The organism is Achromobacter pulmonis (assembly GCF_902859765.1).
Classification (GTDB): Bacteria; Pseudomonadota; Gammaproteobacteria; order Burkholderiales; family Burkholderiaceae_B; genus Achromobacter; species Achromobacter pulmonis.
The window spans coordinates 1-17176 of the sequence record NZ_CADIJV010000054.1; the positions used below are offsets into that span (position 1 = coordinate 1).

At 67.5% G+C, this 17176-nt stretch carries 17 protein-coding genes and 1 tRNA gene; 12 read left to right on the top strand and 6 right to left on the bottom strand.

The window, feature by feature from the left end:
• The coding region (locus HV701_RS25400) for a DUF1513 domain-containing protein (RefSeq protein WP_175135769.1) at positions 1-1063 on the top strand (1063 nt) is incomplete at its 5' end.
• Between the two features lie 87 nt (positions 1064-1150).
• Positions 1151-1984 (top strand): mechanosensitive ion channel family protein, encoded by an 834-nt coding sequence (locus HV701_RS25405; RefSeq protein ID WP_175135770.1) that lies wholly within the window; start codon positions 1151-1153, stop codon positions 1982-1984.
• Between the two features lie 124 nt (positions 1985-2108).
• Here the strand turns inward: HV701_RS25405 and HV701_RS25410 are convergent, their stop codons facing one another.
• Positions 2109-2870, bottom strand: coding sequence for an IclR family transcriptional regulator (locus tag HV701_RS25410; protein WP_175135771.1), 762 nt, complete (start codon positions 2868-2870; stop codon positions 2109-2111).
• Positions 2871-3030: 160 nt separating this feature from the next.
• Between HV701_RS25410 and HV701_RS25415 the strand changes: the two genes are divergently transcribed.
• Positions 3031-4020, top strand: a complete 990-nt coding sequence (locus HV701_RS25415) for a tripartite tricarboxylate transporter substrate binding protein (protein ID WP_175135772.1) — start codon at positions 3031-3033, stop codon at positions 4018-4020.
• A gap of 67 nt (positions 4021-4087) precedes the next feature.
• Here HV701_RS25415 and HV701_RS25420 read toward each other — a convergent pair whose 3' ends face one another.
• A complete protein-coding gene (locus HV701_RS25420) occupies positions 4088-4876 on the bottom strand; it encodes an RNA methyltransferase (protein WP_175135773.1) in 789 nt (262 codons plus the stop codon).
• Positions 4877-4994: 118 nt separating this feature from the next.
• Between HV701_RS25420 and HV701_RS25425 the strand changes: the two genes are divergently transcribed.
• From HV701_RS25425 to HV701_RS25435, 3 genes are all read left to right on the top strand, one after another.
• The gene (locus HV701_RS25425) at positions 4995-5780 is read left to right on the top strand and encodes an inositol monophosphatase family protein (RefSeq protein WP_175135774.1); all 786 of its coding nucleotides are present in this window, start codon (positions 4995-4997) and stop codon (positions 5778-5780) included.
• Positions 5781-5991: 211 nt separating this feature from the next.
• Positions 5992-7575: a TerC family protein gene (locus tag HV701_RS25430; protein WP_175135775.1), complete on the top strand. Its 1584-nt coding sequence runs from the start codon at positions 5992-5994 to the stop codon at positions 7573-7575.
• 33 nt (positions 7576-7608) lie between these two features.
• Complete coding sequence (locus tag HV701_RS25435; protein WP_175135776.1) at positions 7609-8472, top strand: undecaprenyl-diphosphate phosphatase; 864 nt, start codon at positions 7609-7611, stop codon at positions 8470-8472.
• Between the two features lie 81 nt (positions 8473-8553).
• Here the strand turns inward: HV701_RS25435 and HV701_RS25440 are convergent, their stop codons facing one another.
• The 3 genes from HV701_RS25440 to HV701_RS25450 form a co-directional block, all read right to left on the bottom strand.
• Positions 8554-9327: a UDP-2,3-diacylglucosamine diphosphatase gene (locus tag HV701_RS25440; protein WP_175135777.1), complete on the bottom strand. Its 774-nt coding sequence runs from the start codon at positions 9325-9327 to the stop codon at positions 8554-8556.
• A complete protein-coding gene (locus HV701_RS25445; RefSeq protein ID WP_175135778.1) occupies positions 9320-9829 on the bottom strand; it encodes a peptidylprolyl isomerase in 510 nt (169 codons plus the stop codon). Before HV701_RS25445 ends, HV701_RS25440 begins: the two co-directional genes overlap by 8 nt.
• Positions 9830-9960: 131 nt before the next feature.
• Entirely contained in the window at positions 9961-10644 is a 684-nt protein-coding gene (locus HV701_RS25450; protein ID WP_175135779.1) for a tetratricopeptide repeat protein, read from the bottom strand.
• A gap of 302 nt (positions 10645-10946) precedes the next feature.
• Between HV701_RS25450 and cysS the strand changes: the two genes are divergently transcribed.
• The 6 genes from cysS (at position 10947) to HV701_RS25480 (ending at position 16868) form a co-directional block, all read left to right on the top strand.
• The gene (gene cysS / locus HV701_RS25455) at positions 10947-12401 is read left to right on the top strand and encodes a cysteine--tRNA ligase (protein WP_175135780.1); all 1455 of its coding nucleotides are present in this window, start codon (positions 10947-10949) and stop codon (positions 12399-12401) included.
• Positions 12402-12421: 20 nt separating this feature from the next.
• Entirely contained in the window at positions 12422-13066 is a 645-nt protein-coding gene (locus tag HV701_RS25460) for a DNA-3-methyladenine glycosylase family protein (RefSeq protein WP_175135784.1), read from the top strand.
• Positions 13067-13102: 36 nt separating this feature from the next.
• Complete coding sequence (locus HV701_RS25465) at positions 13103-14068, top strand: acetyl-CoA carboxylase carboxyltransferase subunit alpha (RefSeq protein ID WP_175135781.1); 966 nt, start codon at positions 13103-13105, stop codon at positions 14066-14068.
• 59 nt (positions 14069-14127) lie between these two features.
• Complete coding sequence (tilS, locus tag HV701_RS25470) at positions 14128-15210, top strand: tRNA lysidine(34) synthetase TilS (RefSeq protein ID WP_254595253.1); 1083 nt, start codon at positions 14128-14130, stop codon at positions 15208-15210.
• Positions 15211-15421: 211 nt separating this feature from the next.
• Complete coding sequence (locus HV701_RS25475) at positions 15422-16687, top strand: aspartate kinase (RefSeq protein WP_175135782.1); 1266 nt, start codon at positions 15422-15424, stop codon at positions 16685-16687.
• Positions 16688-16775: 88 nt separating this feature from the next.
• A tRNA-Ser gene (locus HV701_RS25480) sits at positions 16776-16868 on the top strand.
• Positions 16869-16914: 46 nt separating this feature from the next.
• On the opposite strand, the gene HV701_RS25485 is transcribed toward HV701_RS25480, so the two are convergent.
• Complete coding sequence (locus HV701_RS25485) at positions 16915-17145, bottom strand: FixH family protein (RefSeq protein WP_175135783.1); 231 nt, start codon at positions 17143-17145, stop codon at positions 16915-16917.
• Positions 17146-17176: the final 31 nt, after the last annotated feature.

The following is a 17176-nucleotide window of genomic DNA, read 5'->3' on the forward strand; positions in this document are numbered from 1 at the left end:
AGCCGCCGCCGATGACGACACGCGCGCCCGCTATCTGGCGGCGCGCCAGCGCGGCGGCCGCGACGAAGCGGTGGTGCTGGACGGCGCCGGCCAGGACCGGCGGGTGGTGCCGATGCCGGCGCGCGGCCACAGTTTCGCGATCGACGCGGCCTCCGAGCGCGCCGTGGTGTTCGGCCGCCAGCCGGGCTTTTTCGCCCTGGCGTTCGACCTGCGCGGCACGCGCGCGCCGCTTGCGCTGCCTTTGCCCGAAGACCGCCATTTCTTCGGCCATGGCGCCTATTTCGACGGCGCCCGCCTGCTGGCCGCCACCGAGAACGATTTCGACGGCGGGCGCGGCGTGCTCGGCATCTACGACGCGACACCGGGCGGCGGCTATCGCCGCATCGGCGAATTCGACAGCGGCGGCATCGGCCCGCACGAAGTGGTGCTGATGCCGGACGGCAAGACGCTGTGCGTGGCCAATGGCGGCATCCTGACGCATCCGGACTACGGCAAGCTGGAACTCAATCTGGACACCATGCGGCCATCGCTGGCGTATCTGGACGCGGCCAGCGGCGCGTTGCTGGAGCGCGTCGAGCTGGCGCCCGCGCTGCATCGCCTGTCGATCCGCCATCTGGCGCTGGCGGGCGACGGCAGCGTCTGGTTCGGCTGCCAGTACATGGGACCGGCCGGCGACCGGCCGGCGCTGGTCGGTCGCCACCGACGCGGCGCGCAGCCGGAACTGTTCAGCGGACCGGCCGCCACCTTGCGCGAGATGCGCAACTACGTCGGCTCGGTGGCGGCGGACGCGGCCGGCGCGGTGATCGCCACGTCCAGTCCGGTGGGCGGGCGGGTGCTGTACTGGGATGCCGCCAGCGGACGTTGGCTGGGCGAAACCCGGCTGGCCGATGGCTGCGGTGTGGCGCCCGCCACCGGCGCCGGCTTTCTCGTCAGCAGCGGCCTGGGCGCGATGTTGCGCACCGATGCGGCGGGCGGCGAGCGGCCGCTGCTGTCGCCCTCGCGCGAGCGTTCCTGGGACAACCATTTCCGCCGGGTCGCCCGCGCCGCGTCTTACAAAGCCTGACATTCCGACGCCCCCGGCGCGGCCCAATCCTGGGGACGCATCTGATAAAGTTTTCGGTTGTCTGTTTTGCAAGAGGGAGCAACAACGATGGAAGACGCCTTGAAGGAATTCAGTACCTGGGCCCCCAGGCTGGTGGATCTGGGCATCAATCTGCTGGTGGCCTTGCTGATCCTGATCATCGGCTGGTGGGTCTCGGCATTGCTGGGGCGCTGGGTGCGGCGTATCGCCACACGCTCCAGCAAGATCGATCCGACCATCGTGCCGATGTTCTACAGCACCGTGGTCTGGACGGTGCGCATTTTCACGCTGATCGCGGTGCTGGCGCGTTTTGGCGTGCAAACCGCCAGCCTGATCGCGGTGCTCGGCGCCGCCGGCCTGGCCGTGGGCCTGGCCTTGCAGGGCACGCTGCAGAATATCGCCGCCGGCATCATGCTGCTGATCCTGCGGCCGGTGCGCGCCGGGGAATACGTGGGCCTGAGCACGGGCGCCGAGGGCACGGTGGAAGAAGTCGGCCTGTTCCTGACGCGGTTGGTGCAGGTCGATGGCATTCACCTGACGCTGCCCAACAGCACCGTCTGGAACGCCACCATCACCAACTACAGCCGCAACAAGACGCGCCGCCTGGATATCCCGGTGCCGGTGCGCTATGGCGATGATCTGAACGCGGTGGTGTCCAAGCTGCAGCAGATCGTCGCGGCCAATCCCAATGCCATGCAAGATCCGCAACCCATGGTCAAGGTGGTCGACTACAAGGAAAACGGCGTGGTCGTAAATGTGCGGGTATGGGCCGAGGCGGCCAAATACTGGGACTTGCGCTGGGACTTGTACCACCAGATCCGCAGCTCGCTGGAGGCCGCCGGCTTCCAGGCGCCGATCCCGCTGCGCGAGATCCAGAACCCGAAGGCCAACGCCGCGGCCTGAATGCCGGCCTGGCGCCGGCAAGCGCACGGGCGTCGCGCCAGCCAAGGCGGACGCCCGTTTTTTTGACTGCGCGGGACGGTCCCGGGCCCGCAAGCGGCGCCCGCCGCGTCGGCCCGGCGCCCGCTCAGGCCTGCATCGCCAGCCGCGCCAGCTCGGCCTTGATCCAGCCGGCGATTTCGCGCTGGCGCTGCGCCGGCATGCGATCGATGATGGCCGTGACGCTGACGGCCAGCAGCGGCGCGCCATGCGCGTCCAGCAGGGCGCAGCCCACGCCGAGCGCGCCGCGCACGGCATGGTTGCCCACCACCGAATAGCCGCGCGCGCGTGTGTTCTCGATCAGGCGGAACATTTCCTGCGGCGTCATGCCGCCGTACTCGTCCAGGCGGCTGGAGTTGCGCTCGACGATGCCGCGGGCGACGTCATCGGGCAGCGCCGCCAGCAGCGCCATGCCGCCCGAACCCACGCCCAGCGGCTGGCGCTTGCCGGCGTAGGTCGCCAGGATCTGCACCGGATAGCTGCCGATCTCGCGGTGCAGGCTGATGGAATCGTCTTCGTCGCGCACCACCAGGAACACGGCATCGCCGGTGCGGTCCGCCAGCCGCCGCAGCACCGGCAGCAACTGGCGCACGCGCGGGTCGCGCGAGCGGGTGTCGGGGTCCACCGCCAACTGGGCGCGGTATTTCTTGGTGCCCGCCACCGGCAGCACAAGGCCCGCGTCGAGCAGGGCCGCCAGCAGGCGGTAGATGGTGGGACGCTGAATGCCCGTCAAGCGGGCGATATCGGTCACGCTGAGCCCGTCGGGCCCTTGGTCGCGCAGGGCGGCCAGAACGGCCAATCCGCGCCGCAATGTGCGTGGGCCTGCGGCCGCGGCATCGCTGTCTTGCATGCAACTCTCTGAAATCTTAGGGTTATTGCGGAATGGTTGAGGGAAAACCATCGTCCGTAGAGTGGACTCTACCTTGATGCATCGCTCATGTATAGATCAGAATGCACCATCCAATAATTCAAATCGTCCATTTGATGGACAGTATCAGCACGGAGACTATATGAAGACCGGTCACAAGCCTGGACTGCGGCGTTTTGCCGCCACGCTATTGGCTACCGCCGCAAGCGCTTTCGCCATGGGTTCCGCCCACGCCGCCTATCCCGACAAACCCGTCCGCATCGTGGTCGGCTTTTCCGCCGGTGGCACCACCGACGTGATCGCCCGCATCATGGCCAAGGAACTCACCGAGAGCCTGGGCCAGTCGTTTGTGGTCGAGAACAAGCCGGGCGCTGGCAGCAACATCGCCACCGACATGGTGCAGCGCGCCGCGCCCGATGGTTACACGCTGCTGTTCGTGGCGGTCACCAGCGCCATCAACCAGACGCTGTACAAGAACGTGTCGTTCGACCTGACCCGCGATTTCGCGCCGGTGGCGCTGGGCGCCAAGGTGCCGAACATCCTGGTGGTCAATCCGCAAGTGCCGGTGAAGTCGGTGCAGGAACTGGTCGACTACGCCAAGAAGAACCCCGGCAAGCTGGCCTTCGCCTCTTCGGGCAGCGGCACCTCGATCCACATGGCGGGCGAGCTGTTCAAGATGAAGGCCGGCATCGATGTGCTGCACGTGCCCTACAAGGGCAGCGCGCCGGCCATTACCGACCTGATCGGCGGCCAGGTGCAGTTCATGTTCGACAACATGCCGTCGGCCTGGCCGCACGCGCAATCGGGCAAGCTGCGCGCGCTGGCGGTGACTACCGCCGAACGCTCCAAGAGCGCGCCGGACCTGCCCACCATGCAGGAAGCGGGCTTCGCCGGCTTCGATGTGTCGTCCTGGTTCGGCCTGATCGCGCCGGCCGGCACGCCGCCGGAAGTGATCAACAAGCTCAACGCCGCCATGGTCAAGGCGCTGGACAAGCCTGAAGTGAAGACCAGCTTTGAAAAGCTGGGCGCCGTGGGCGTCAAGACCACTCCGGCCGAATTCGGCAAATTCATCAAGTCGGAAGTGGAAGGCTGGGCGCCGGTGGTCAAGGCGTCGGGCGCCAAGGTCGACTGAGCAGGCTTCGTGCCGCCGGCGCAGGCCGGCTGGCGGCCGATGACCGGGGACAGGCTTATGCCTGTCCCTATTTTTTTGCGCCGCTGTCGCGGACCGCGGCCAGCATGGCGGTGCAGACGCCGCGCATCATGTCGACCTCATCCCGCGTCAGGGCGGCCCGGGAAAAAAGATGCCGCATGCGCGGCAGCAGCTTCTTGGGATGGGCCGGGTCCAGGAATCGCACGCCCACCAGCGCCTCTTCCCAGTGCGCCAGGAAGGCCTGCACCGCTTCTCCGGAGGCCGGCTCGGCGCCGCGCGAGGGCGTTTGCGCCGTCGAAGCGGGCAGCAGGGCGGCGCCCTGATCCACCAGCAGCGCGTAGCGCAGCTCCCAGGCTGCCAGTTGCAGCGCCTGGGCCACGTTCAGCGAGCTGTACTCGGGATTGGCGGGAATGTGGCAGATGCGGTGGCACAGGCCGATCTGGGCGTTGGTCAGGCCGGCCCGCTCGGTGCCCAGCACGACCGCGGCGCAACCCTCGGCGGTTTCCGCCAGGTGGGCACAGGCCAGCTCGGCCGCCTGGCGGATGTCGCAGGGCGGGGGGCCGAGGTCGCGCACCCGGGCGGTCAGGGCGAAGGCCAGGGTCACGGGCGCCAGCGCCTGTTCCAGGGTATCGTAGATGCGCGCGTTTTCCAGCACGTCCAGGGCGCCGCTGGCCAGGGCCACGGCTTCCGGCTGGTGGATGACATCGGCGAATTTGGGGCCCACCAGCACCAGTTCGGAGAAGCCCATGGTCTTGATGGCGCGGGCCGCCGAACCGACGTTTCCGGGGTGGCTGGGGTTCACCATGATGAAGCGAACGCGTGAAAATGCTTGAGTCATTTAAAATGGCACGTTTGGCTTAGTGCCTTCCTGGTTTTTTAGGCCGGTTTTCCCCTGTCGGGGCGGCGGATCCGGGAGGGCGGCTAGCGGCCTACCCACCGCATACGTACGGAATTTTATGCACCCGATGCTCAACATCGCCATCAAGGCGGCCCGGCGTGCCGGCACCATCATCAACCGTGCCAGCATGGATTTGGAACGACTCAGCGTGGCTCGCAAGGGGCCGCGCGATTATGTCACGGAAGTCGATCGCGCCGCCGAGGAGTCCATCGTCGAGACGCTGCGCGCCGCCTACCCGGACCACGCCGTCCTGGGCGAGGAGTTCGGCCTGCAGGGCCCCGACCAGGCGGAATTCCAGTGGATCATCGATCCCCTGGACGGCACCACCAACTTCATCCACGGCCTGCCCAACTACGCCGTGTCGATCGCCCTGACCCAGCGCGGCCAGGTCACGCAGGCGGTCATCTATGACCCGTCGCGCAACGAACTGTTCACCGCCAGCCGGGGCAGCGGCACGTTCCTGAACGACCGCCGCGTGCGCGTCTCGGGCCGCACCCGTTACCACGAGGCGCTGCTGGGCGCGCATTGGCCCAATTCGGGCGACCTGGAGCAAGGTTCGGCGCGTTTCCGCGCCATGGCCGAAGGCAGCACCGGCGTGCGCCGCCTGGGCGCCACCGTGCTGGACCTGGCCTACGTGGCCTGCGGCCGCCTGGATGGCTTCTGCGGCGTGGGCCTCAAGCCCTGGGACCTGGCGGCAGGCAGCCTGATGGTGCTGGAAGCCGGCGGCCTGGTGGCCGATTTCGACGGCGAGCAGGGCTGGATGGATTCGGGCAATGTGCTGGCCGCCAGCCCGAAGATCTTCACGCAGATGCTGACCGCGCTGAATCCGGCGCCGGCCGCCTGACGCCTGGCAGCCCTGCCCATGAAAAAAGCCGGCCGATGGCCGGTTTTTTTCATGGCGGCGCCAGCGCCTGCGGCCGGGCGTGGGACGGGGGGCGCGAGCGCGCGAGGCGCTGCCGGATCGTCCGCCGTAAGCCATGCGCACGAGCCGTGTCACCGGCGTGTCACGCATTTTCCGGGTACGATTACCGGTCGTGTAACTTCTGGAGCTCCTGATGGAGTGGCTGCTGGACCCTGCTGCGTGGGTCGGCTTGCTTACCCTGGTCGTCCTTGAGATCGTCCTGGGAATCGATAACCTGATTTTCATCGCCATCCTGGCAGACAAGTTGCCGCCGTCGCAACGCGACCGCGCGCGCATTCTTGGCCTGAGCCTGGCGCTGGTCATGCGGCTGGGCCTGTTGTCGGTCATGTCGTGGCTGGTCACCCTGACCACCCCCCTGTTCTCGGTCGGACCGCTGTCGCCCTCGGGGCGCGACCTGATCCTCATGGCGGGCGGTTTCTTCCTGCTGTTCAAGGGCACCATGGAGCTGCACGAGCGCCTGGAGGGCGGCCAGCACGGCGGCTCGTCCGGGCCGCGCGTGTACGCCAGCTTCTGGGTCATCGTGACGCAGATCGTGGTGCTCGACGCGGTGTTCTCGCTGGATTCGGTCATCACCGCGGTCGGCATGGTGGACCACCTGGCCATCATGATGATCGCCGTGGTCATCGCCATCGGCATCATGCTGCTGGCCTCCAAGCCGCTGACGCGCTTCGTCAACGCCCACCCGACGGTGGTGGTGCTGTGCCTGGGCTTCCTGCTGATGATCGGCTTCTCGCTGCTGGCCGAGGCCTTTGGCTTCAAGGTGCCCAAGGGCTACCTGTATGCCGCCATCGGCTTCTCGGTGGCGATCGAGGCCCTGAACCAGGTGGCGCGCCGCAACCTGCTCAAGCTGGACGCGCGCCGGCCCATGCGCGAGCGCACCGCCTCGGCGGTGCTGCGCATGCTGGGCAAGCGCCCGCCGGCCGACGAGCCCGACCTGCCCAGCGCCGACGGCCCCGCCATCCCGGCCTTCGGGGTCGAGGAACGCAACATGGTCAGCGGCGTGCTGACCCTGGCCGAACGGTCCATCCGCTCGATCATGACGCCGCGCACCGACGTATCGTGGATCAATATCGACGACGACCCCGAGACCATCCGGCGCCAGATCACCGAGGCGCCGCACAGCTTCTTCCCGGTCTGCCGCGGCTCGCTCGACGAGGTGCTGGGCATCGCCCGCGCCAAGGAACTGGTGGCCGACCTGATCACTGAGGGCCGGGTGCGCCGCAACCGCCTGCGCGATCCGATCATCGTGCATGAATCGATCGGCATCCTGCGCCTGATGGACACCCTCAAGCGCTCGCGCGGCCAACTGGTGCTGGTGGCCGACGAGTTCGGCGCGATCGAGGGCCTGGTGACGCCGATCGACGTGTTCGAGGCCATCGCCGGCGAATTCCCGGACGAAGACGAATTGCCCGACATCGTCGCCGACGGCCCCAACATCTGGAAGATCGATGGCGCCGCCGACCTGCACCACGTCGAGCAGGTGCTGGAAACCGAAGGCCTGGTCGACGAGGCGCAGGATTTTTCCACCCTGGCGGGCTATCTGCTGTCGCGCTTCGGCCACCTGCCCAAGCCGGGCGACGTCTGCGAGTACGAATTCCACCACGACCATTTCCGCTTCGAAGTGCTGGAAATGGACGGTCGCCGGATTGCCCTGGTGCGCGTCGAAAAGCGCGTGCCGGAGACGCTGGACGAAGACGCCTCGCTGACCAACGACTAGCGCCTGACTCATTCCCAAGGAACCCTTGCCATCGTGACCGACAACGCGCTCTATCTGATCAAGGCCTTCATCCTCGGCATCGTCGAGGGCCTGACCGAGTTCATCCCGGTGTCCAGCACCGGCCACCTGATCGTCATCGGCGATTGGCTCCACTTCGAGTCCAGCCAGGGCAAGGTGTTCGAGGTGGTGATCCAGCTGGGCTCGATCCTGGCCGTGATGTGGGTCTTCCGGGCGCGGCTGCTGCAACTGATCCGCGGCACCCTCACCGGGGTGCCGAGCGAAGTCGCCTTCACCCGCAACCTGCTGATCGCCTTCCTGCCGGCCGCCGTCATCGGCGCCATCTTCATCAAGTCCATCAAGCAGGTGTTCTACCACCCGGGCGTGGTGGTGGTGACGCTGGTGCTGGGCGGCCTGATCATGCTGTACGTGGAGCGCCGCACCCGTCACACGCCCGGCGACCAGCCGGGCGCGGCCGATGACACCGCGTCCGACGAGCGCGCCACCGCCATGACGCTGGAGCAGATTTCCTGGAAGCAGGCGCTGGGCGTGGGCGTGGCGCAGTGCCTGGCCATGATCCCGGGCACCTCGCGCTCGGGCGCCACCATCATCGGCGGCATGATCGCCGGCATCCAGCGCAAGACGGCCACCGAGTTCTCGTTCTTCCTGGCCATGCCGACCATGCTGGGGGCCGCGGTGTTCGACATGTACAAGAACATGGACGTGCTGACCCAGCATGACCTGTCCGGCATCGCCGTGGGCTTCGTCGCGGCCTTCCTCAGCGCCATCGTGGTGGTGCGTGCGGTGCTGCGCTTCGTCGCCAATCACACCTACCGGGTGTTCGCCTGGTACCGCATCGTGTTCGGCGGCGTCGTGGCGGCCTGGATCCTGACCCGCTGACGCAGTCGCCGCTGGCGCAGAATGAGCAAGGGCCGCGTTCAACGCGGCCCTTTGCTTTGTCCGGTCCGGCAAGCCGCCTGGCTAGCCGGCCGTTTCCAGGTCGTAGAACTGCAATCCGTCGCGGTCGATGACCAGCCAGCCGCCGCGCGGCGGCGAAACGTGGTCACAGTCCCAGTCGGGCAGGACCCAGCGCTCGCGTTTGAGGCCATCGACCTGCAGCACGTGGCGGGCGGGGCGGTGCGTGTGTCCGTGCACCATGAGGGCCACGCCGCTGTCGCGGAAGGCCTGCTCGATGGCGGCGGCGTTGACGTCCATGATCTCCATGGACTTGGCCTGGTTCGCCATCTGGCTTTCGCCACGCGCCTGTTGCGCCATCGCCAGGCGCTCGGGGATGGTCTTGGCCAGGAACGCAGCCTGCCATTGCGGGTCGCGCACCATCTGGCGGAACTGCTGGTAGGCCGCGTCGTCGGTACAGAACTCGTCGCCGTGGGTCAGCAGCACATCGCCGCAATCGGTCTGCAGCAGCGCCGGTTCGGGCAGCAGCCTGGCGCCGACGGCGTCGGCCAGTTCCGCGCCGATGAGGAAGTCCCGGTTGCCGCGGCCCAGCCACAGCGGGATGCGGCTGGCGGTGGCGCGCAGCGCGGTCAGCGCCGTGGTCAGCCAGGGCGGCGCGGCGCGGATCACGTCGTCGCCGATCCAGGCGTCGAAGATGTCGCCCGGCAGCAGCAGGGCGGCCGCTTCTTCCTCGGCCGCCCGCAGGAAAGCCAGGAAGGCCTCCGCCGTGGCCGGCGTGGCCGGCCCCAGGTGCAGGTCGGACGCCAGCCAGATCGGGCCGGGCAGGGCGATCTTATTCAAGAACTTCGGCCTTCTCGATGATCACGTCGTCGTTCGGCACGTTCTGGTGGAAGCCCTTGTTGCCGGTCTTGACGGCCTTGATCTTGTCGACCACGTCGGTGCCTTCGGTGACGGTGCCGAACACGGCGTAGCCCCAGCCGTTGGGGGTGGGCGCGGTGAAGTTCAGGAAGTCGTTGTTGGCGACGTTGATGAAGAACTGGGCGGTGGCCGAGTGCGGGTCGCTGGTGCGGGCCATCGCCACGGTGTACTTGTCGTTCTTCAAGCCGTTGTTGGCTTCGTTTTCGATCGGGGCATGCGTCTGCTTCTGCTTCATGCCGGGTTCGAAGCCGCCGCCCTGGATCATGAAGCCATCGATCACGCGATGGAACACCGTGCCGTTGTAGAAGCCTTCCTTGACGTAGGTCAGGAAATTCTCGACGGTCTTGGGCGCCTTGGCGGCGTCCAGGGTGATGACCATGTCGCCTTGGTTGGTGTGAAGCTTGACGCGGGGGTTGGTGCTCATGGCTTTGGTGCCTTCAGAGGTGGAGTGGGAGGGGGCGGCCGCGGGCGCGGCGCTGACGAGCGCCGGAGCAAACGCCAGCGCGAACGAGCACGCCGTCAGGCGCAGCAGGTGTAGGGGGGAATAGCGGGACATCATTTGTGTTGCCTATCCTTCAGCATGGTTTCGACTTCACGGGCCTTGTCCTGCATGCCCGGCACGCCTTCCTTGGCGGCTTGCCTGTAGGTGCGCAGGGCCTGCAGCAATTGCAGATCGCCCAGGTTGGCGCGCGCGGCGGCGTAGCCCGGGTCGGCGCGCAAGGCCATTTGCAGGGCGTCCTGCGCTTTTTCAAGCTCGCCCCGGCTTGCATATAGAGCCGCCAGGTTGTTCCAAGGTTCCGGCAGCTCGGGGAAGCGGGTCGTCATCTCGGTGTAGATGTCGATGGCTTCGGCCTTGCGGTCGAGCTGGGCCAGGGCGCGCGCGTGCTGGAACATCAGTTGCACGTCGGTGCCGCGCTGGTCCTTGATCTCGGCTTCGCGCTTTTCGATCATCGCCAGGGCTTCGGCGTTTTCGCCGCGGTTCAGCAGGCGCTCGATGTGGGTGGTGATCTGCGAGGCGGAGGGCTGCAGGCGGGTGTCCACGCTGGGCTGGGCCGCCTTGAGCAGATTGGCCAGGCCTTCCCAGCCGCCCTCGGGCGGAATCGGATCCAGGGTGGTGCGGCGGGCGTTGGGGTTCTCGCCGGAACCGCCGGCCATGGATTGGGCGTGGGCGCCAGCGAGCGGCGAACCGGCCATTGCCAGGGCGAGCAGGGCGACGCAAAAACGCGGCTTGATAGTCACGTGGGCATCCGTTAAAAGTCGGGGCCGGCCGGCGCTGACGCGCGCGGGCGGACCGCTTGCTATACTTGACGACCGCCATTTTAGCCTTGGTTGAGTTTTTGGCTCGGCACGGAGTGCTTGAAGGGGCCCGGACAAGGGGCCCAGACGCCGGGTGGAAGGGATTTCCGCCTGGGCGCCTGCCGAAGCGCAGGCCAGGAGCCTCCCCGTTTCCTGGCCAGGCGGCAAGCCCTGCAGGTATCGTCCTTGGGGCGCAACTTTTTCCGCGGCCGTCCCGGAAAGAACTGGATCACATCACTCGCGCCATGCTGCAAATCTACAACACGTTATCGCGTACCAAAGAACCGTTCAAACCGGCCCAGGCCGGCCAGGTGCGCATGTACGTGTGCGGCATGACCGTGTATGACTTCTGCCACCTCGGCCATGCCCGCATGCTGGTGTCGTTCGACGTGGTGCAGCGCTGGCTGCGCGCCAGCGGCCTGGCGGTCGACTACGTGCGCAACATCACCGACATCGACGACAAGATCATCCGCCGCGCGGTCGAGACCGGCCGCCGCATCGGCGAGGTCACCGAGTTCTACATCGCCGCGATGCACGCCGACGAGCGCGCGCTGGGCGTGGCCTCGCCCGACCGCGAGCCGCGCGCCACCGAGTACGTGGGCGAGATGCTGGACATCATCGGCAAGCTCGAACGGAAAGGCCTGGCCTACCAGGCCGACGATGGCGACGTGAACTACGCGGTGCGCGGCTTCGAGGGCTATGGCAAGCTGTCCGGCAAGACACTGGACGACCTGCGCGCCGGCGAGCGCGTGGCGGTGGGCTCGGCCAAGCGCGACCCACTCGACTTCGTGCTGTGGAAGTCGGCCAAGGAAGAGGAACCGGCCGACACCAAATGGGAGTCGCCCTACGGCCTGGGCCGCCCGGGCTGGCACATCGAGTGCTCGGCCATGAGCAAGTCGCTGCTCGGCCTGCCCCTGGACATCCATGGCGGCGGCCCCGACCTGAAATTCCCCCACCACGAGAACGAGATCGCCCAGACCGAGGGCGCTTTCGGCGGCGTGCTGGCCAACATCTGGATGCACTGCGGCCCGCTGATGGTCGATTCGGACAAGATGTCCAAGTCGCTCGGCAACTTCCGCACCATCCGCCAGACCATCGCCCAGGGCGAGCCGGCGGCCGACGTGGCCGACTACCGCGTCAACCCGCGCGAGGCCGAGATGGTGCGCTTTTTCATCGTGCGCAACCACTACCGCAGTCCGCAGAACTACACCCCGGACAACCTGATCGACGCCCAGAACGCGCTCGACCGCCTGTATCAGGCGCTGCAGAACGTGCCGGCCGACGATCAGGGCATCGACTGGAACGAACCCCAGGCGCAGGCCTTCAAGGCCGCCATGGACGACGATTTCAACAGCTCGGGCGCGGTGGCGGCTTTGTTCGAACTGGCCTCCGAGACCAACCGCGGCAAGCGCGCCCGCAGCGCCGGCCAGCTCAAGGCCCTGGGCGGCCTGCTGGGCCTGCTGCAACAGGACCCGGCCGCCTACTTCCAGTCGCCCACGCGCTATTCGGCGGCCGGCATGGAGCAGGGCGCGCGCGCTGAACTCGACGCCGCCGCCATCCAGGCCCTGATCGATGCCCGCGCCGCCGCCAAGGCGGCCCGCGACTTCGCCGAGGCCGACCGCATCCGCGCCGAGCTGCGCGAAGCGGGTATCGAGCTCGATGACAAACCCGGCGGCCTGACGCAGTGGCGTCGGGCGTGACCCCCCTGGATACCCCGGACATGTCCATCGCCGCCACCGAGATTCCCAAGCCCGACTATTGGGAAGCCGCCGTCGCCCACCTGATGCGGCGCGACCGCATTCTGAAAAAAATTATTCCCCAGCACCCCGAGGTCTGGCTGACCTCGCGCGGCACGCCGTTCGTGACGCTGGCGCGCGCTATCATCGGCCAGCAGGTCTCGGCCAAGGCCGCCGACGCCGTCTGGGACAAGTTCCTGGAAGCGGCCGGCAAGCGTCCCACCCCGGTGGCGGTGTTGCGCGTCGGCCTGGAAGGCCTGCGCGCGGCCGGCCTGTCGCAGCGCAAGGCCGAATACGTGCTGGATCTGGCGGTGCATTTCGGCGAACGCCGGGTGCATCCCGAGAAGTGGGCGGCCATGGACGATGAGGCCGTCATTTCGGAATTGACCGCCATCCGCGGCATCGGACGCTGGACGGCGGAGATGTTTTTGATTTTCAATCTGCAGCGGCCCGACGTTCTGCCGCTGGATGATCCTGGGTTGCTCAAGGCAATCTCGCTACACTATTTCAGCGGCGAGCCTGTCTCGCGCTTCGAGGCTCGCGAAGTCTCGTTGGCGTGGCAACCCTGGCGTACCGTGGCAACCTGGTATCTGTGGCGCAGTCTGGAACCGACGCCGGTCCAATACTGACGCAAGCCAGGTCGCCCATCTACGGAACCACACTACATGCGCAATACATTTCTGGAATTTGAACAGCCGCTCGCCGAGCTTGAGAACAAGATCGAGCAGCTGCGCTATGTGCAGGCCGATTCGGCGGTGGACATCTCCGACGAGATCGGACGTCTGCAGCAGAAGAGCCAGTCGCTGGCCAAGGAAATCTACGCCAAGCTCACGCCTTGGCAGACGGCGCTGGTCGCCCGCCACCCCCAGCGTCCCTACACGCTGGACTATGTGCGCGAGATCTTCACCGACTTCCATGAACTGCACGGCGACCGCATGTACGCCGACGACCAGTCCATCGTGGGCGGCCTGGCGCGCTTCAACGGCACGCCCTGCATGGTGATCGGCCACCAGAAGGGCCGCGACACCAAGGAACGCGCCGCGCGCAACTTCGGCATGCCGCGTCCGGAAGGCTACCGCAAGGCCCTGCGCCTGATGCGCCTGGCCGAGAAGTTCGGCATTCCCGTGTTCACCTTCGTCGACACCCCGGGCGCCTATCCCGGCATCGGCGCCGAGGAACGCGGCCAATCCGAAGCCATCGGCCACAACCTGTACGCCATGGCCGAACTGAAGGTGCCGGTGATCGTCACCATCATCGGCGAAGGCGGCTCGGGCGGCGCGCTGGCCATCGCCGTGGGCAACGCCGTGCTGATGCTGCAGTACGCCACCTACGCGGTGATCTCGCCCGAAGGCTGCGCCTCGATCCTGTGGCGCAGCGCCGACAAGGCGCCCGATGCGGCCGAGGCGCTGGCCATCATCGCCCCGCGCCTGAAGGACCTGGGCCTGGTCGACCGCGTCATCAACGAACCCGTGGGCGGCGCGCACCGCGATCCGCGCGTCATGGCGCGCCTGCTGCGCCGCGCGCTGGGCGATGCCCTGCGCCAGCTGCAGGGCATGACGCCCGAGCAATTGGTGGAACAGCGGGTGCAACGCCTGCTGTCCTACGGCGCCTTCCAGGAAGTGCGCGCCTGAGCGACGCGCGCGCCGGCGCATGCCGGCGCCGCGGCCGCCTCCGGCCCGCGCCCGCCATCATGAATTCCCGGCCTTGCGCGCCCGCCGCTGCCATCGCCGGGACCGTCTTCCCCCATCCCGTATCGCCCGAGCTGGCCTCGGCCCTGCGCCGCGCCCTGCAAGCGCTGCCGCAGCCGCCGGCGCGGTTCGCCGTGGCCGTCAGCGGCGGCGCCGACTCGGCCATGCTGGCGCTGCACGCGGCCGCCGTGGCGCGGGAAACGGGCGCCGGCGTGGTGCTGCTGCATGTGCACCACGGCCTGCAGGACGCCGCCGATGGCTGGCGTGACCAGGTCGAGGCCTTGGCGGACCTGCTCGGGCTGCCCTTGCGGCAGGCCCGGGTCGCGGTCGCCACGGCCGGAGGCCGGGGTATCGAGGCCGCCGCCCGCGACGCCCGCTATGCCGCGCTGGCGCGGCTGGCGGCCGAGGAAGGCGTCGGCCTGATCCTGCTGGCGCATCATCGCAACGACCAGGCCGAGACCGTATTGCTGCGCCTGCTGCGCGGCACCGGGCTGGGCGGCATGGCGGCCATGGCGCCGCTGACCTCGCGTGATGGCCTGGCCTATCTGCGGCCGTGGTTGGAGCAGGACCGGGAAACGATCCTGCGAGCCGCGCGGCAATTCGCCGACGCCACTGGTTGGCACGCGGTGCAGGACCCGACCAACGCCGATCCGCGCTACACCCGCGCCGCGCTGCGCGAGCTGCTGGCGCCGGTGCTGGACGCGCGCTGGCCCGGCTGGCGCGCCATCGTCGCCCGCCATGCGCGCCACGTGGCCCAGGCCAACGAGATCCTGGACGAGGTGGCGCGCGAGGACTTCGCCGCGCTCGAACCGGGGCCGGACGGCGTCAGCTTCTCGCTGGCGGCCTGGCGCCGGCTGTCGCCGGCGCGCCAGGTGCATGTGCTGCGCCACTGGCTGGAGCGCAATGGCGCCCGCATGCCGACCGAGGCGCGCATGAACGACCTGCTGCGGCAATTGCGCGGGCTGCACAGCCTGGGGCATGACCGGCAGTTGCGGGTGGAGCAGGCCGGGCACCTGATCCGTTGCCATCGCGGGCGGGTCTGGGTCGAGCCGCGCCCGGGCGCGGGCACGCTGGCGCCACGCTAGCGCAAGGCTGGCCCGGCCGGCGCAGGAGGGCGCCGGGTGGGCGGAAATCCGCCGGGGGCGGTCAAATTCCGGCCCGAACGACAAATTCCGGAAAAAATGACCGTTCCGTGGAAAGAAAATTCCATGGCCTGCGCAAAATTTTACCGTCGAGATAGAATATGAGGTTTTGCCCGTCACGACTCTTGCGGCGGGTTTCCAGCCAGAGTACGAGATGTCCCTGATCGTTCATAAATATGGCGGTACCTCGATGGGCTCGGTCGAGCGCATCCGGAACGTGGCGCGACGCGTCGCGAAGTGGCACGCCGCCGGCCACCAGGTTGTCGTGGTCCCCTCGGCCATGGCGGGCGAAACCAATCGCCTGCTGGGCCTGGCGCGCGAGATCGCGCCCCAACCCGACGCGCGCGAGCTCGATATGATCGCCGCCACCGGCGAGCAGGCCAGCAGCGGCCTGTTGGCCATCGCGCTGCAAGCCGAAGGCGTTCCCGCCCGCAGCTACGCCGGCTGGCAAGTGCCGGTGCGCACCGATTCGTCGTTCACCAAGGCGCGTATCACCTCGATTGACGACGCCCGCATCCGCGCCGACCTCGACGCCGGCCGCGTGGTCATCGTCACCGGCTTCCAGGGCGTGGACCCGGACGGCCACATCACCACCCTGGGCCGCGGCGGCTCCGATACCTCGGCCGTGGCCGTGGCGGCGGCGCTCAAGGCCGATGAATGCCTGATCTACACCGATGTGGACGGCGTCTACACGACCGATCCGCGGGTGGTGCCGGAAGCGCGCCGCATGGCCGTCATCTCTTTCGAGGAGATGCTGGAAATGGCCTCGCTGGGCTCCAAGGTGCTGCAGATCCGCTCGGTCGAATTCGCCGGCAAATACCGTGTGCCGACGCGGGTGCTGTCCTCGCTGACCGACCCGCTCATTCCGCTCGACGAAGAAATGTGTTCGGGCACGCTGATTACTTTTGAGGAAGACGAAAAAATGGAAGCCGCCGTTGTTTCAGGCATCGCCTTCAGCCGCGACGAAGCCAAAATCACCCTGCTGGCCGTGCCCGACAAACCCGGCATCGCCTTCTCGATCCTGGGTCCGGTCGCCGCCGCCAACATCGACGTCGACATGATCGTGCAGAACCAGTCCGTGGCCGGCACGACCGATTTCTCGTTCACCGTGAACCGCAACGAGTTCGCGCGCGCCGTCGACCTGCTCAAGCGCGAAGTCATCCCCGCCGTGGGGGCGCGCGAGTTGTCGACCGACGAGAAGGTCGCCAAGGTCTCGATCGTCGGCATCGGCATGCGCTCGCACGTGGGCGTGGCCAGCCTGATGTTCCAGACGCTGTCGCAGGAAGGCATCAACATCCAGATGATCAGCACCAGCGAGATCAAGACCTCGGTCATCATCGACGACAAGTACATGGAACTGGGCGTGCGCGCGCTGCACAAGGCCTTCGGCCTGGATCAGGCGCCCGCCGCCAAGGCCTGAGAGAAACCGCTTCGGCACGTTTTTTTCCCGTCCGCAGCCTGGCCGCGGGTGACAGGATAAAAAGTCGTGCTAGAATCTCGTTCTCTTCGGAGATGTGCCCGAGAGGCTGAAGGGGCTCCCCTGCTAAGGGAGTATGTGGCTAAAAACTGCATCGTGGGTTCGAATCCCACCATCTCCGCCAGATACAGGCAGCGCGTTGAACCGCGATGTCTCAAAACCCGCAGAAGCTAACGCTCTGCGGGTTTTTCTTTGGGTATCCTTGCCTCCTGCTCGATCACCAGCCCGCGCTTGACCACGCCTTCCTGGATCGGCTGGTCGCCGAACTGCGTATAGGCCAGGTAGATGGTGACGGCGCAGCCGACCACCGCCAAGAAGGGTCCGGCCATCAGGAACCAGGGCCAGAATTCGCGGTACCAGGGTTTGACCGCCAGCGGCGCGGCAACATGGGCAGTATTCATCGTCGGCATCCTTTATTCGATATCACTCGGG

Bases quoted from the DNA above. Each gene is read 5' to 3' on its own strand.
- HV701_RS25485 (WP_175135783.1), bottom strand. From the start codon at position 17,145: ATGAATACTGCCCATGTTGCCGCGCCGCTGGCGGTCAAACCCTGGTAC.
- HV701_RS25475 (WP_175135782.1), top strand. From the start codon at position 15,422: ATGTCCCTGATCGTTCATAAATATGGCGGTACCTCGATGGGCTCGGTC.
- HV701_RS25405 (WP_175135770.1), top strand. From the start codon at position 1,151: ATGGAAGACGCCTTGAAGGAATTCAGTACCTGGGCCCCCAGGCTGGTG.
- HV701_RS25415 (WP_175135772.1), top strand. From the start codon at position 3,031: ATGAAGACCGGTCACAAGCCTGGACTGCGGCGTTTTGCCGCCACGCTA.
- HV701_RS25410 (WP_175135771.1), bottom strand. From the start codon at position 2,870: ATGCAAGACAGCGATGCCGCGGCCGCAGGCCCACGCACATTGCGGCGC.
- HV701_RS25445 (WP_175135778.1), bottom strand. From the start codon at position 9,829: ATGAGCACCAACCCCCGCGTCAAGCTTCACACCAACCAAGGCGACATG.
- HV701_RS25420 (WP_175135773.1), bottom strand. From the start codon at position 4,876: ATGACTCAAGCATTTTCACGCGTTCGCTTCATCATGGTGAACCCCAGC.
- HV701_RS25465 (WP_175135781.1), top strand. From the start codon at position 13,103: ATGCGCAATACATTTCTGGAATTTGAACAGCCGCTCGCCGAGCTTGAG.
- cysS (WP_175135780.1), top strand. From the start codon at position 10,947: ATGCTGCAAATCTACAACACGTTATCGCGTACCAAAGAACCGTTCAAA.
- HV701_RS25430 (WP_175135775.1), top strand. From the start codon at position 5,992: ATGGAGTGGCTGCTGGACCCTGCTGCGTGGGTCGGCTTGCTTACCCTG.
- tilS (WP_254595253.1), top strand. From the start codon at position 14,128: ATGAATTCCCGGCCTTGCGCGCCCGCCGCTGCCATCGCCGGGACCGTC.
- HV701_RS25460 (WP_175135784.1), top strand. From the start codon at position 12,422: ATGTCCATCGCCGCCACCGAGATTCCCAAGCCCGACTATTGGGAAGCC.
- HV701_RS25425 (WP_175135774.1), top strand. From the start codon at position 4,995: ATGCACCCGATGCTCAACATCGCCATCAAGGCGGCCCGGCGTGCCGGC.